Source organism: Paenibacillus sp. cl6col, from assembly GCF_900102125.1.
Taxonomy (GTDB): domain Bacteria; phylum Bacillota; class Bacilli; order Paenibacillales; family Paenibacillaceae; genus Paenibacillus_B; species Paenibacillus_B suaedae.
Window position 1 is genome coordinate 19,781 of sequence record NZ_FNAZ01000005.1, and the last position, 16,365, is coordinate 36,145.

At 47.4% G+C, this 16,365-nt stretch carries 8 protein-coding genes; all 8 read left to right on the plus strand.

Annotation, left to right across the window (positions count from 1 at the left end):
* The first annotated feature begins 21 nt into the window (after window positions 1-21).
* A complete protein-coding gene (locus BLS15_RS14435; protein WP_090512215.1) occupies window positions 22-8,214 on the plus strand; it encodes an RHS repeat-associated core domain-containing protein in 8,193 nt (2,730 codons plus the stop codon).
* A gap of 10 nt (window positions 8,215-8,224) precedes the next feature.
* Window positions 8,225-8,764 (plus strand): SecY-interacting protein Syd, encoded by a 540-nt coding sequence (locus BLS15_RS14440; protein WP_021254186.1) that lies wholly within the window; start codon window positions 8,225-8,227, stop codon window positions 8,762-8,764.
* Window positions 8,765-9,151: 387 nt separating this feature from the next.
* Window positions 9,152-10,039, plus strand: coding sequence for an RHS repeat-associated core domain-containing protein (locus tag BLS15_RS14445; protein WP_021254185.1), 888 nt, complete (start codon window positions 9,152-9,154; stop codon window positions 10,037-10,039).
* A gap of 19 nt (window positions 10,040-10,058) precedes the next feature.
* Window positions 10,059-10,463, plus strand: coding sequence for a hypothetical protein (locus BLS15_RS14450; protein WP_021254184.1), 405 nt, complete (start codon window positions 10,059-10,061; stop codon window positions 10,461-10,463).
* 483 nt (window positions 10,464-10,946) lie between these two features.
* Window positions 10,947-11,357, plus strand: coding sequence for a hypothetical protein (locus BLS15_RS14455; protein ID WP_028532357.1), 411 nt, complete (start codon window positions 10,947-10,949; stop codon window positions 11,355-11,357).
* 1,050 nt (window positions 11,358-12,407) lie between these two features.
* A complete protein-coding gene (locus tag BLS15_RS14470) occupies window positions 12,408-13,079 on the plus strand; it encodes a hypothetical protein (RefSeq protein WP_231515106.1) in 672 nt (223 codons plus the stop codon).
* Window positions 13,080-13,367: 288 nt separating this feature from the next.
* Entirely contained in the window at window positions 13,368-14,546 is a 1,179-nt protein-coding gene (locus BLS15_RS14475; RefSeq protein ID WP_028532361.1) for an ROK family transcriptional regulator, read from the plus strand.
* Window positions 14,547-15,250: 704 nt separating this feature from the next.
* Window positions 15,251-16,348 (plus strand): extracellular solute-binding protein, encoded by a 1,098-nt coding sequence (locus BLS15_RS14480; protein WP_175460778.1) that lies wholly within the window; start codon window positions 15,251-15,253, stop codon window positions 16,346-16,348.
* Window positions 16,349-16,365: the final 17 nt, after the last annotated feature.

Sequence of the window (16,365 nt, forward strand, 5' to 3'; positions counted from 1 at the left end):
CTGGCGGGAGGAGGGGCAAGAATGAAACTGCCATTTGGCGAATTGAGTGTGGAGATGGATGCGGAGCTGCAGCGCATTACCGAACTCTCCTTGCATATGAGTGTCAATGAACATATTGAGCTTCGACTCAGCGCCATCATACCGGAGCAGAAGAAGGATGGATTCCTTCATGATCTGAAATTCGGTGATCGGGTTATTGTTCGGCGCGAGTTGGGAGAGAACGAGGAAGACGGGCGAAGCTGGCATGGAGACGTGTTGTTCCAGGGCATCATTCGGAATATGGAAATAAGCTGCTTCCGACAGGTATATATGCTGCAGGTGGAGGCAGTGTCCTCCACCTATATGATGGATATTGAGCGCAAGAGACGCTCTTTTCAGCAAGTAGACATGACCTATAGTGAAGTGATCGAACAGGTGCTGAGCAGTTATCCGAAGGCAGATTACTTGGATTATGCCATGAACGGTGCCAAAATTGGACAACTAATTGTGCAGTATGACGAGACGGACTGGCAATTTGTAAAGCGCTTGGCATCGTATGTTGGCGCTGTCGTCCTGCCGGATGCGACTTCCGGGGCGGTTCGGTTCTCAGTTGGCGTCTCCTTGAACCAGCAGCCCGTCGCAGTTGCCAATGAGCATTATGTGATTCACAAAGATCTGCGCCGCTATCTCCTCGCCCAGACGAATGAGGATTCCAGGCTGCAGGATACGGATTTTATCAGCTTCGAGGCAGATATACGCCGTTTGCTGCGACTCGGGATGCCAGTGACCTTCGACCGAGGGGTGTTCGTCGTCCATCAGGCGAAGCTTGCCGTCCAAGACGGCCTCCTTCGCTGCACCTATTCGTTCTGCAGCGTTGATGGCGTAAGGCAGGGCCGGATTTTTAATACTCGGCTTCAAGGTGTGTCATTGGAAGGAACGATAACGGAAGTGTCTCGCAATCAGATCCGGATCCATCTCGGCATTGATCCCGCACCGGCTATAGGGAATACGTGCTGGTTCCCGTATTCAACCGGCATCGATAACCAGATTTCGTACCTGATGCCGAAGCCGGGCTCGCAGGTGAAGCTGCATCTGCCAACCGTGAACGAGGGAGAGGCCATTGCGATCGGATCGGTCAGACAAGGAACGGAGCAGAGCAAGTATGGGCATAAGCTCGCTGATCCGCAGAACCGGTCGCTGACCAACGATACGGGCAAGGAAATGCGGCTCACTCCGCACGATGTCCTATTCATCGCTGATGATGCGGGCAGCATCAAGATGCGGCTGGCAGGCGACGGGACGGTCGAAATCGCAGCCAATACCGATATGTATGTGCGGTCTTCGGATAACGTGTCGATTGGAGAGAGCGGGAGTGGCGCGGCGGAAGCAGTCCCGGTCGTGCCTAAGCGGATCAGCGTATCCGCCGGGGAGGATGTGCTTCTTAGTCGCAGTCCTGGGGAATTCGTTACTCTTGAGCATGCGATTGCTGTTCAGGATGCGACTTATGTGATGGCAGCCAAAATCATTTATTTGGGCGAGCCGGGGAAGCCGCCAGCTGTGACCTTCGATGACAGCGCTCTGTTGGAAGAAGACGCGAAGCAGATGAAGGAGGTTAACGATCAGGCGCTCGCCTATCGGGAAGCGTGCATTGCCAAGGCGAAGGAAGCGGAGAGCAAGATCGGGTTCGGGGTTATTGCGCTCGTCGTTGGTGTCGTGGCCGTGGCTGCTGCAACGGTAGTGACGGGAGGCGCAGCCTTGCCGCTTATCATCGGTGCGGCAGGCGCCGTGTCCGCGGTCGTAGGAGCGAGCGAAATCGCGGAGGGCAGAGAGGATTTCGCCAAGGCCCAGGTGGGCGATTTGTCCCAATCCTACAATTTCATGCGGGATACGGTTCTCGGGGGGAACGAGGAATTATACAATATCGTCAAATACGGCTCCGTTACCATTTCCGTGCTTGGGGGAGGCTTCATGCTCGGCGGCACTACCTTGCTGGTAGGCGGATTAAGCGGCGGTGCCATTAGCACGGGCGTAACTGCAATATTCGATCCGTATGCTCCGCTTGATGGGAGCTTCTCGTGGGGAGCGCTTACCGGGCATTACTTGAAGAGCTTTTATAACGGCGCCCTTGCGGGGACCATTTCCGCAGGTATATTAAAGGGCGGGTGCGGGGCCGGCTGGTTGACCCAGTTCGGCCAAAGATATGCGGCAAGCTACGTGTCCGCGAACGTGCTGCAAATTAGCAATTCCGGCAATTCGGATCTGGCTGGCAACGCGGTAACAAGCGTCTTTGGAGCGGCATTTTCTTTTATGGGCGGCAAGAATCCATTTGGAAAATACGGTGCTGGAGTTGCGGGCGATATGACGGGAGAATCGGCTCTCCAGCTCTGGAAGAACGGCCAGCTCGATAAAGAGACGCTGCTCAATCAGTTGAAAATATCGTTGGTCAGTAATGTCGGCAACCTGGTGACGAAGGGAGATCCGATTGATGTCGCCAAAGGAAGATTCTATGTACAGGCGACCGATCTGATTGTGCACGATATTGGAGATGTGCTGGAACTGACGCGTAGCTTCAACTCGCACAATCCGTTCGTCGGGCTGCTCGGCAAAGGGTGGATCAGCGCGCTGGAAAGCTCACTTACCCGAATTGAAGATCGGGCATTCCTGATCTGTATGGACGGGCATTATGAGAGCTTCGTTCAGCAAGACGGCGAATGGAGAAATGAACGGGCTGGTGCGCTCGATTACCGCTTGATTGAAGAGCCTGACAAGGAACGTTATCTCGTCAAGCACCAGCATATGACTTATGTGTATGACGGGGCTACAGGACGGCTGCAATCGTTCTGTGATCGCAATGGCAACGAAACGCTCCTCACGTATAATAAGCACGGATTAAGCACGGTAACGACACCGGGTGGGAAGCTGCTGACGATGACGTGCGAATATGGGAAGCTGCTGGCGGTTGAGGATAATATCGGTCGCAAGGTTGCGTACTGCTATGACGGCGATTTGCTAATCGGGGTTACCTACCCGAACGGAGGTAAGGTAGCCTATCTGTATGATACGGAAGGGCGGTTGCTGACCATAACGGATCAGAATGGCCGCACGTACGTCCGCAACGTCTATGATCGTCAGGATCGGATTGTAACCCAGTATGATTATGAGGATAACCGAACCGATATTACGTATGACGAACGCGGCAGACAGACGACCTTTACGTTCCATGCTACCGGAGTAACCGAGACTTTCCGTTACAACCGCGATTATTTCGTTACCGCAATTGAGTACGGAGACGGAACACAAGAAGCATACACCTACGATGTTTTCCACAATAAGAACAGCCATACCGCGGCGAACGGCGCCATAACGCAGTGGGAATATGACCCGTACGGCAATTTGCTGAAGGAGACGCTTCCTGACGGATCGCAGATTTGCCACCAGTACGACGAGGAGCAGAACCGGATCTGCACTCGAACATCATATGGCAGCGAGACGCATTATACCTATGACGCTTGCGGCAATCTGCTGGAGGAGCGCGTTCGGGTTGATGACGAGGATGGGGTTGTTAATGCGGTGGCTTCGGCATATGCCGTTACTTCCTATCGATACGATGAGCGCGGCAGATTGCTTCGCCGGATCGACCCGCTCGGATATGCAACTTCTTACCGCTATGAGGTGCAGCATGCAGACGCGCCAACCCTCGTCGAGGATGCGGAGGGGCAGCAATTCCGGTACGGCTATGACGATGCTGCGCGCTTGACGAGCATCGGAACCGCGTATGGAACGGTAGAGTTTGCCTACAATGCAATCAATCAGCGAACGCGCATTACGGATGCGGCCGGCAATACAACCATTCTGTTCTATGACCCGATGGGAAATCTCGTGAAGAAGGTGCTGCCGAACGAATACGTGGAGCAGCGGGGCAACGGGATAGGGACGGAATATCGGTATGACTTCATGGATCGGCTCATTCGGACGACGGATCCGATGGGCAATGAATATCGGGTCATGTATGACATTCATGATAATGTGATCAAGGAAGTGAACCCGAATCACTATACTCGCAAGGACGATGACGGGGCGGGCATCGAATATGTGTATGACCACCGAAATCGCCGGGTGAAGACCTTGTACCCGGACGGCGGGATTGGTCGTACGAAATACGATGCCGCAGGCAATGTGATCAAGACGATTGTTCCAGAGCATTACGATCCAGTGACGGATGACGGGCCGGGGATGGAGTATGCCTATGATGCGATGAATCGCCTGATCCAGATTACAGATCCGGAAGGGCATGTGAGCCACCATTTTTTATACGACGCCGCTGGAAGAGTGATCAAGTCAATTGATGCTCATGGCTGGCTGAGCGGCACGACGGATGAAGAGCGCTTTGGCACACTTTATGCTTATAATTGCGCAGGTTGGCTCTCTGAGAAGCGAGAGCCAGTGGAGGAAGCAGACGGAACGATTCGGTACAAGCTGACGCAGTATCGATATGATCTTGCAGGCAACCTGCTGGAGGAGAAACGGACGGCTGAGCATGTGAGCGAAGCAGGATATCCGGGTCTCTGTTACAGTATCCGCTACCGTTACGACAAGGTGGGCCGGGTCATGATGATTCGTGACGATACTGGAGCCGAGGTTCATTATACGTATGATTGTCTCAATCAGAAGACGTCCGAGCGGCGCAAGATAAGCGATCGGAAAGAGCAAATTACCTGCTATGAGTATAATGCGGTCGGCTGGCTGGAGCGGAAAATTGAAAGGATTGACGCGGAAGACCTCGCAGAAGAGCGGGCAGGAAGTGAAGGCGAGAAGGTTGCGGCTGTTACTTCGTATCAGTATGATCGCAACGGCAATTTGCTTAAGCTCGTTACACCGGAAGGATATGAGACGGGAGTAAGCTATGACCGGGCCGATCGCATCGTGCAGATTAGCCGCAGGCCAAGCAAGACTGCCAAGGCTAGCAGTGTGTATTTCAAATATGACCAAGCAGGCAATGTGCTGGAAGAAACGGATACGAACGGCAATCGCGTTCTATACGGCTATGATGTCATGAACCGGCGGATTCGCATGGTGGGCAAGCAGGGAGATACAACAAGGCTGTTCTATAATAAGAACGGGCAAGTCGTAAAGCATGTCACACCGAATCAATATAATAAGCTGACCGATGACGGAGAAGGCACGAACTATCAGTATGACGCGATGCAGCGCTTGACCGCGGTGCGAGATGCCTACGGGCACATTGTGGAGCGGAATCGTTACAATGCAGCTGGCGAACTGATGCGCAAGCTCATCGATGGCGTTGAAGCGGAATATACGTACACGATCGGCGGACGGGTGAAGCAGATTCGGACAGCGGAAGCGATCGCTCGCGGCAAGGTGAGCCAGCAGTATACGTACGACGCACTCGGTCATATTACGGGCATTGTAGATGGGGAAGGCAATGCTACGAATTATAAGGTAGATGCTTGGGGCAATGTTCGGACCGTGACTCGTGCAGACGGAAGCGAAGAGCGGTACGGCTATGATTATGCCGGGAATATTATTAGCTCTACAGATGGCAACGGGAATACAACGCAGTACCAGTACAACAGCATGGGCAAGCTGGCAGCCGTAATTGATCCTTCGGAGCAGAAGATGGTGTACCAGTACGATCGGCAAGGTCGTCTCGCCCGCCAGATTGATCGTAATGAGAAAGTGATTGAGTACGAATATAACTTCAACGATCAATTAGTGAAGCGTAGAGAAGTTTCCTCCGGTAAGGAAGAGATGTTCGTTTACAATGGCGATGGCACGCTGCGAACGGCACAGAATGAGCATATGCGCTACGACTACGCGTATACGGCGGACGGAAGGCTGTCAGCGAAGTACTGGAGCGAGCCTGCGGAGATTGCAGGTGGTCTGTCAGTTGCTGAGAAGCTGCGCCAGTCCGTAATCGAATCGAAGCAGCGCACCTCGCTAACGGATTCGGTTATGGGGTCGAGGGGCAATCCGACTAACGACGTTATGAACAAGCCGGATCACAGGCAGGAGCGGGTCAGACGGAAATGGTTCATGGGAACCCACTCTGCAGAGGAAGCGGGCGGCACCAAAGGATTGAACGGTTCGAACAGCTCGAATGGCTTCGATGGGATTAACCGCTCGAACAGCGCGGGTGGCTTCAATGGCATGAACGTTCCGAACGACACGAACCTCCTGAATGGGGGGGACAGCTCGAAAAGCCCGAATGGCTGCAATAGTTTGCCTGGCTCCAATGTTCCAAACGTTTCGAATGGTTTGCACAGATTGCAGATGAATGGGACGGGCGATCAACAACATGGCGGCATAGAACGAATCAGTGGGCAATCCGGGCAGCATGCAGGCCAGAGTGCGGGACTCGATGGGGCGAATTCTGTACGAGATACATCGCAGAGATTACAGCATGGGCGGCATGATGTAAATCCAAGTGATGCCCATCAACAACAAGCAGGTAAGTTGCCGAATCAACCAAGCGACGTTCAACAGCAATTGCGCGAACTGGAATCGCGTGGCGCTCGCAAATTGTTGGAGTACCGCTACGACGCAGGCGGCAACATGATTGGACTGACCGATGCGGCAGGCAGACGTATTGAATATCGCTATGATAAAATAGGACGTATCCAGGAAGTGGTACAAGGCGAGGAATGTCTTGCGCAATATCGATACGGAGAAGGCAATCGCATCGCCTTGATCTTGTATGGCAGCGGTGTCGGCGTCGAGTATGGCTATGACCGGGATGGTCAAGTGAAGAGCTTGCGCGCGACGAGTCCGGACGGCGACCAACTGCTGAACTATGAATACAGCTATGACGGCAACGGCAACCAGACGGTGAAGATGGAGCCGCAGCAGATGACGCTGTACAACTACGACAGCTTGAATCGGCTGAAGATAGTGGATTACGGCAGCGGAGCTCAGGAGCAGTTCAAGTATGACCGATCAGGCAACCGCATTAGCCGCATCCTAGATGGGAAGACGACAAGGTATTCATATGACAGCCGAAACCGGCTACTTTCTCTTTTGCAAGAGGACACGGAGCAGAAGACGGAGTTCGAATATGATCGTCAGGGCAATCTCATCTTGGAGCAGTCGCACCTCGGCACCACAGCCTATGCGTATGATGCGTTCAATCGAACCTCCAAGGTACTCATGCCGGACGGCTCATACATGGAGCATGGGTACGACCCGGAAGGACTGCGAAGCTGGGCGAATGAAAATGGCCGCGCAAGCCGTTTCGTGTATGATGGCTGGAACCTGATCAGCGAACTGGACGAAGAGCATCAAGTCAAGACATCCTACGTGCGCGGACATGAGCTGCTTGCACAGGTGAATAAGCAAAGGGACCCCTACTACTACCTGAACAACGAGCACGGAGATGTTGTGCGCATCACGAACCGTCTCGGCGGCATTCTGAACAGCTATGAGTACGACGCCTTCGGCCAGACGGTATCTGCCACAGAGGGCATTCCGAACCGCTTCCGCTACGCAGGCGAACAGTTCGACGCGATCACGCAGCAGTACTACCTGCGTGCAAGGTTCTACAACCCGGTCATTGCCCGCTTCACGCAAGAGGATGAGTACCGTGGTGATGGTCTCAACCTGTATGCGTATGTTGGGAATAATCCGATTAATTATGTGGATCCGAGCGGTTATAGCAGTCAGAATGTTGGCTGCGGTGGCGGCGGTAAGAAGGAAGGGCCTTTTGAAAACGGAAAAAATCCTGACCATCCGATAAGAGTTTATAGAGATACTGATTTGGAGATTTTAAACAGAGAATATGAGATAGTTACAAGGGGAGGAACATTTAAAACTAAAATTGTTGCCGACGAAAAGCTTATTATAGAGATGCCTTTCGTAGGGAAAGGAAATCAGAAAGCGAATTCTGAGGGTTGGTTGAGAGACAATGATTATTATTTCACTGAATTGTACAAAAAGCATCCTGAATTCTTTAGTGAAAGAAACATAGATAATTTGAAAAATGGACGTTCTATTGTCAACGATCCTATATTTAGGAGTTATTTCCCACAGTATGATATAGTAGGTTTGCGTAGTAAACCGTTACTTCATCATCATGTTGGGGGTGGAGGCCAATCGATGGCGATACCTGCTCCACTTCATCCTGGTAGTGGAGGTATACACAATAATGAGAAGCAGATAGGGGTATGGGGAAAAGATCAAATATTTGCAGACCGTCTTCAAATATTTATTGACAATAAATGAGGTGAAAAGAATGTCGGTAATAAATTCTTTAAAGGAATATTTTGAGACTTTACATAATTACTGGAACAGTAGCTATGGTACTCTGCCTCAAGTTCCTTTCGATGAATTGATTAACCCAATGTTGTACCAAGGTGAACCAGATGAAGAGGAGTATGTTTCATGGTTACCAAAATTAAAAGAAACTAATGAGGATTTCAAAGCAATCGAGAGTGATATTGGATTGTGTTTGCACTCTTCAATTAAGGAGTATTTTAATTCATATTGGTTCTTAGAGCTTCAAGGTTTCTTTCATTCAAAACTGATTCATTTAGAACCTGTTGAACCAGGGAAGGATCTTCGTAATTTTTTTGTTAATCAAAAAACTTACGAAGAAAATCAAGGTAAACAATTAAAAAATATTCATATTGGTTTTATTTCTCCTGATGATCTGGCTCTAGTCATCAATAATGAAACTGGGGAAGTATTACAAGAAAATTTCGAAACAGGGGAATTAACTGTTATTGCAGAATCACTTGAAATGTTAATTAGTGAATTAAGGATGTCAAAATAAAATTAATATAACAATTAGAGAATGAACTGTAATCTGTATATGAACAAGAGAAGAATTATTGTTAGACTGCTAAAAGATGAATCTCGAACTCATCGAAGGTCATAACATTGGTATTTCTCAAACTTTAAACAAGTGACAGCAAAATCCCCCTCATTTTTGTGTAAGGTGAGGGGGATTTTGTTGCAAATAGAAGGTTCCGAACGCTTCCACTATGTAGGTGATCAATTCGATGTTATTTACGCAGCAGAACTATCTACGCGTAGGGTTTAACAATTCGGAAGGAATACTAAGATTGGTTAATGAAAATGGGCTCACAGGCCGTTCGTAGACGATGGCTGGAACCTGATCAGCGAACTGGACGGAGAGCATCAAGTCAAGACATCCTATGTGCGCGGACATGAACTGCTTGCGCAGGTAAATAGGCAAGGGGATTCCTACTACTACCTGAACAATGAGCACGGAGATGTCGTGCGCATCACGAACCGTCTCGGCAGCATCCTGAACAGCTATGAGTACGACGCCTTCGGCCAGACGGTATCTGCCACAGAGGGCATTCCGAACCGCTTCCGCTACGCAGGCGAGCAGTTCGATGCGATCACGCAGCAGTACTACCTGCGTGCAAGGTTCTACAACCCGGTCATTGCCCGCTTTACGCAAGAGGATGAGTACCGTGGTGATGGTCTCAACCTGTACGCGTATGTCGGGAACAATCCGATTAATTATGTGGATCCGAGCGGTTATAGCAGCCAGCCGATTAGCTGTGGTGGCGGCGGCAAGAAGGAAGGGCCGTACGAGCAGACGGGTAAACCTAACGAACTAAATTCTCGTTACGTTAACTGGGGCAGTAATCTTGATGATATTAACGATACAATAGTAAAATTAGGATTAAGGGCGTTAAAGAATTCAGGAGGAAACTGGAGAAAGTCTGAAGCGTTATTTGAAAAATACTTGCAAACTGTTGAAAATCGGTTACGCAACGTGAATAGTGAGTATGGTGTTGAAATTCAACCTGCGGCTGTACAAGGGGGACTTCGTATCCCAGCTGGCTTCTGGATAGGGAAGAATAAGTGGGTACCATATCGTGGTTCAAGGCGATTAGATGCAGGTATAGTTGATCTTTCTCAAATAGCGAATTCTCCTACTAAGTATCAAGGGAAATATAAAACCGTTGTTTCGGGATTTGATATTACATTGAATCCAACAAAACCTTCGGTGATAACTAAATACCAAGAATACTTTGGGGATATACCGATATTTGACATTAGATTGCCGTAATGAAAAGAGGTTGTTCTTAATGAGTTCAGAAGAGTTACTTCCTTCTAACGAGATAATTGAAGCTGTATTAAAAAATTCGATTTACCCTATTCTTAAGCAACTAGAAAATGACATTGGGAAACTTAAGTATAGATGTTCTATTTATATTGATGATCAGGAAATGAGTTCTCAAGTATTGGATTTTTCTGAAATAAACACTTCTAGTGGAATCGCACAACCAATACGAGTAAGATTCAGACCAACATTTAATGCTAATCAACTAAAATTTCAAGTCGAAGCTGTGTTTTCACAAGATTTATCTCCCCAAGGTTCAGGTTTTTCTGGTTTCTGGACAAAAGGGAAGATTAATATCGATAATTTTATTGTACAGAGATCACCCTGGGTAGCACAGTATAATGTATGGAAATGGAGAGGGTGGAAATAAGCTAGGAAATTTATATTTGAGGCTATAAAGGTGTTCTTTCAAGTAAAAGTGTACATTCAGGTTTGCTTCCTAGAAGCAAGATCATACAATACAACCAACAAGCCAAACAACATAAATAACTTGACAAATACGCTTAGTCCAACTTTCAAAGGCTTATTCCACTTGAACAACGAGGGAGAATAAGCCTTTTATTCTTGTTCAAAATTAAAGAGGACAGGCGATCAGCATCATGGTGGCATAGAACGAATCACTGGGCAATCCTAGCCGCATCCTAGACGGGAAGACGACAAGCTATTTGTATGAAAGCCGGAACCGACTGCTATCCCTTTTGCAAAGGATCGGGGCATAAGACAAGCACCGTTACTTCATCATCATGTTGGGGGTAAGAGGCCAATCGATAGCGATACGCTCCACATGCACAATAATGAGAAGCAGATAGGGGTATGGGGAAAATATTATTGACAATAAATGGGGTGAAAAATAGTGAATAGTGATAATAACATTGTTCACCCATATGAATTACGAATACGTGAAGATCTTGATAAAGTATTGCCCAATGCTTATGACAGTATTGAAAAAGTTGAGAAGCTTCCACTAGAAACGGGTCTAAATTTACTTAAGATTCTTATTGAATATGCTTGCATGAGTCAGAACATAGTTTTAATTACGTTAGCAAGGGAGCAATTAAAGAAAATACCTTTAAAATGGTTGACACAATACTTTCTTGAAGTCGCCAATGGAAGCGTTGATTTTGATGATGAATGGGAGTACCTTAGATTACTAGAATTGGTGCGAGAAGCAGTGCCAGAATTATTAGATGGATTAATTGATCGTGGATTATTATCAGAAAATGACGAAGTTCAGGAAGCGGCGGAGTGGTTTAGAAACAAGTAGAATCCATAGAGCATTAGGGACGATAATATAATTTTGATTTGGAACTGGAGGAAAGAAACAATGTATGATAAAGATTTAATCAGAGATCTTTTAATAGACTCCACACACAGTATACAAGAGGCGAACACTTTTTTTCAGGAGAGACTGAATGATAAGGCATTATTAGATATCCTAGTTGACTTTGATATTAGACGATTATTCTAGTGACGCCTCAATGACGGCTTCTTACTGGATTTCGAACTTTCAGGAGAATTTACTGCTTACAATTGAGGAAAAATTATTAATACTCCAAGACTACAAATTGGATAATATTTTTGTACATGCATGGATCGCACTTGGAAAAATTAAATCCAAGAAAGGGTTAATATATCTAACAGAAAAAAGAATATCACCGAAGTTAAGTTGGGAAGCAGAAGCTTTAAAACATCATCTAAATGAATGTCTTAAAGATTAGGGAAGTACTTGAGATGGCAATGATTCTGAAGAAGCGAAGCGTTCGCCATTGTGACCGATTCCTATCTCGTGAGATTTGAGAGTTTAATGAAACAAGAATTCAGGGAACAACAACGATCGTAGAACATTTCAGGCTGTCGCCCTACTTTGTCTCTTAATGAAGTATCTCACTGCAAAACAGGTTTCAGAACATGTTAATTCTGGGACAATTGTAGGTTTAGGCACTGGATCCCCGGGAACCTATATATTGAAAATCAGAAGTGGGTATCCAAATGAAGCGATACTTGACTCTTCAGATTATGTGCTGAGGTTGGGGATTAAAGTAAATGAAGGAACAGTCTATTTTAGAGATCTCTATGATCTTATGAATGGACTAATAAATGCCCGAATGAAGAGTATCTTCGCAATAACAAACAATTCAATAGATATGAAAATAGAGACTAAAGTAGGTCTTCTCTCACCAAGGAAAACTCGACTATTTTCCCTCCTGGAAGACAGAATTATAGGTATATTGTTATATTTAATCATCTGATCAAATGGTCAAAAGACTCATATGGTGGTATATTTAGACGATATAATAGAGGAGGGAAATTGAGGATGAAGATGAAATCAATTGTAGTTCTAGTGCTGTCGGGCCTATTAGCATTTACGATTACAGGATGCAGCGGCAGTAACGAATCTAATCCATCTACTCAGGAACTAGAGAAGAAGATTGCTGCATTGGAGAAAGAGAACACCGAGCTTAAAGAAAAATTGAAGGCGGACGGGGAAACTGCAAAGGAACAGAGTGAGCCTGCCGACAAAGCGGACAAAGCACCTGAAGCAGCAAACCAAACGATTGAAGTGAACAAAGCGAAAACGATTGATGGCTTTGCTGAGCTGACAATTACAGGCGCTAAATTTGCCAACAAAATTGTACCCTCAAAACCAGATAGCTTTTACACTTACTATGAAGTGAAGGATACCGCAAATACATATTTCGACGTTGTCATTAAGGTGAAGAGCTTGCTGACAACCGGCAAGAGATCGAACGAGTTTGTTTCCGTGAAGGTAGTGTATGACGATAAGTATGAATATGATCCGTTCACAACGATTGAGAAAAACGGCGGAAGCGACTTCACGTATACGAATATTACGGAGATTGAACCTTTGAAGTCGGGCACATTGCACTATATTGCGGAGGTTCCTGCAGGGGTCGCAAAGGATAAAAAGCCGATTAAGGTCATCATCTCATGCAACGGGGAAGACTATACCTATACATATCGGTAAAACCGTGATCATTTCGTTTTCAGCAGTCAATGTTAACCCGTTAGAGCTCCCAATCCGGCAGGGTTAGATTTGCTGCTGATATCAATAATATTGATTAACAAGGGGCTTCCCCTATAGATCTAGCAATCTATAAGGGGCAAGCTCTTATTTATATTCCAGAATGAATATCATCATTGGGAGGGCAATAATTTTCATATTGACAATTTGTAAGCGTATACAATAAACTATCTCCAACAAGACTTTGTTAATAATTTTAACTAACTTAGATTGTGGAGGGAGGATGACGGATTGATTGGCAGAGGCCAGACCGGAAACGCTAAATTGGTGAAGCATATTAACCGTGAGGGAATCCTCCATCAATTACGCGATAATCCTCGGGTTTCGAGAGCCGATTTGGCGAAGTTAACAGAGTTAAGCCGGCCATGCGTCTCAGCGCTCGTCGATGAGATGATTATGGAAGGCTTGATCAGCGAGGTCGGATACGGTGAATCGAAGGGCGGCAGGAAGCCGATTCTTCTGGAATATAACTTTGATGCGTATGGTGTCATTGGCGCAGTATTCGAAGGAAGCACTTTGCAATTGGCGATTGCGAACCTGAAGGGGGAGCTGCTCGTCTCGCGCACGACGAATTTGCCGCATCCTATGGATGGCGAGATGGCAATTCGCAGCATTGAACAGGGATTGGACACTCTTCTCACTGCCAGCGGGTTTCCGAAGGAACGGCTGCTTGGCATGGGTTTGGGACTTCCCGGAATTACACAGCGCAGCGCAGGAACGGTCAGCTACGCTCCCAGCACAGGGTGGATGGGTCTGCCGGTACAGAAGGAAATTGAAGAAGCACTGGGATTGCCAGTCGTTATCGAGAACGACGTGAATCTGATGACGCTGGGCGAATTTCATAAAGGCATCGGCGTCGGCCACTCCAATCTCGTCTACATGTACGCGGGAACAGGAATCGGCGCAGGCATGATTATTGACGGACAGCTGTATCGGGGAGCCAATGAGGCAAGCGGTGAGATCGGCTATATGATGATTGGCCCAATCGGCAATCAGGCCAAAGGCGAGTATGGGGTGTTCGAGCGCAACTACTCGGTGAGAGCCATCTACGAGAAAGCCATTCGCATTCTCCCATCCATTGGCCCAGACAGAAGCATTATTCAGCAGATTGTTGAGCTGGCCAACGTCGGCAGCGACGAGGCTCAAAGGCTATTCGACGATATATGCCGGCACTGGACTTATGGGATCGCCAATGTCACGAGCGTCATGGATCCGGCGCTGCTCATCCTTAGCGGTGAAATGCTGCATATCGGGGACGAAGGCATTCGCAAAATACAATATTGGCTGAATGAATGGGTTCCATCTGTACCCATCATTAAGATGGCCACACTTGGCGATCAGGCGGGCTTGATAGGAGCCATTCACTGTACATTGGAGGCTTTCCCCTCCACGGCTAAATTTCAAAGGTAAACAATGATTTTTTCTCCAGCATGAATTGCTTCTCAGACAATGACAACTACGGATGTGCCTATATTCGCAACCAGCACAATACCGTCAGGTCAATTCTTCTACAGCGCAGAATCCAACAACATAGATGCAGCTGCTCACACATACGACATCAATTATGAAGTTCTACTACTCACGATTGATACTCACACGACAAATTCAACCTACACATCTTTCACATCAAATACAACGAATATACTCAAAATCGTACGACAATCACAATCACACTTACACTCATACCACACTCATCAGATAGTAAAATGTTAATCATTTCACTATAGCAGCACAGAACGATCTCACAGCTAATCATTTCACCATAGCACCACAGAACGAATCATAGCTAATTTTTTTTCACGATATCATCTCAGAACGATATAGAACTGTATGCAATTCCATAGTGGCAAACCGTACATAGCATAACGATTTCCTGCAACACAATGACCAAGTATATACGGATGTTTAGTTGGTCTAAGTAAGGGCTATTGTTCTGAACGTCAGCATAGCTTTGATCCATATAACCAACGAACGGGCTGTTGTTGAAGGACTACTACGTTTTTGCGGGATGCTGCATAGGAACATATCAACTCAGATTCATTTCGTCTTTTGAAGATGAATTCATCCGATACAGCGCGAAACACGAATCAAAAATTTATAGTAGGGGGAACGTCATGAAACAGGTAAAGGGGAAAGCAAAAACATGGTTGATGAGCTCTATGCTTGTCCTTGCGATGCTGGCAGTGACTGCTTGTGGAGGCGGCGGTGGGACTGCATCTGAGGGCGGACAGCAATCCGGGGAGAAATCATCATCGGGTAAAGAAAAGCTGGTTATCTACACAGCGAGAGACAAGAACGTCGTCGATGAGATTATCCCGAAATTCGAGGCGAAATACCCGAACATGGAAGTCGAAGTGCTCACGATGGGCGCACAGCAAATCTTGGAGCGCGTACGTGGGGAGAAGGCGAATCCACAAGCGGACTTCTGGTGGGGAGGCACACAGTCGTCACTGATGACTGCGGCAGATGAAGACCTGCTGGAAAGCGTGAAGCCAAGCTTCGCGGACAGCATTCCGGCATTGTACAAAGACAGTCAAGACCGCTGGTATGGGGAAATGCTGCTGCCTGAGGTCATTATGTACAATTCTCACGCGCTGAAACAAGAAGATGCACCGAAAGATTGGGACGATCTCCTTGATCCGAAATACAAGGACAAAATCATCATTCGCGGGGTGCTTGCTTCCGGAACGATGAGAACGATCTATTCTTCCATGATTTATAAGCAGGATGCAAGTGATCCAACGAAGGGCTTCGACTGGCTGAAGAAGCTGGATGCCAACACGAAGGAATACGCACAGGATCCGACTAACCTGTATTTGAAGCTGGCTCGTGAGGAAGGCACATTGTCCCTGTGGAACCTGCAGGACATTATGATTCAGAAGGAATTGCAGAAGCAACCGTTCGACTTCATCTATCCGGCCAGCGGAGCGCCAATCCTAGTTGATGGCGTCGGTGTCGTGAAGGGTGCGAAAAATAAGGAGTCGGCAATGAAGTTCTATGAATTCCTCTTTGACTCTAATTTGCGTGTAGAGCTCGCGGATAAGCTGTTCCAGATTCCAACACGGACAGATATCAGCAAGGATACGCTTCCTGCTTGGCTGAAGGGGTTGGAGCTGAAGCCGCTTGACATTGATTGGACGGTAATGGCGCAGAAGGAAAAAGAGTGGATGCAGCATTGGGATGAGAACATCAAGGGGAAAGGCACAAAATAATAGGTTCGTTCAGGCGG

Coding starts and splice junctions, on each gene's coding strand:
- BLS15_RS14440 (WP_021254186.1), top strand. CDS start 8,225: ATGTCGGTAATAAATTCTTTAAAGGAATATTTTGAGACTTTACATAAT.
- BLS15_RS14435 (WP_090512215.1), top strand. CDS start 22: ATGAAACTGCCATTTGGCGAATTGAGTGTGGAGATGGATGCGGAGCTG.
- BLS15_RS14450 (WP_021254184.1), top strand. CDS start 10,059: ATGAGTTCAGAAGAGTTACTTCCTTCTAACGAGATAATTGAAGCTGTA.
- BLS15_RS14480 (WP_175460778.1), top strand. CDS start 15,251: ATGAAACAGGTAAAGGGGAAAGCAAAAACATGGTTGATGAGCTCTATG.
- BLS15_RS14470 (WP_231515106.1), top strand. CDS start 12,408: ATGAAGATGAAATCAATTGTAGTTCTAGTGCTGTCGGGCCTATTAGCA.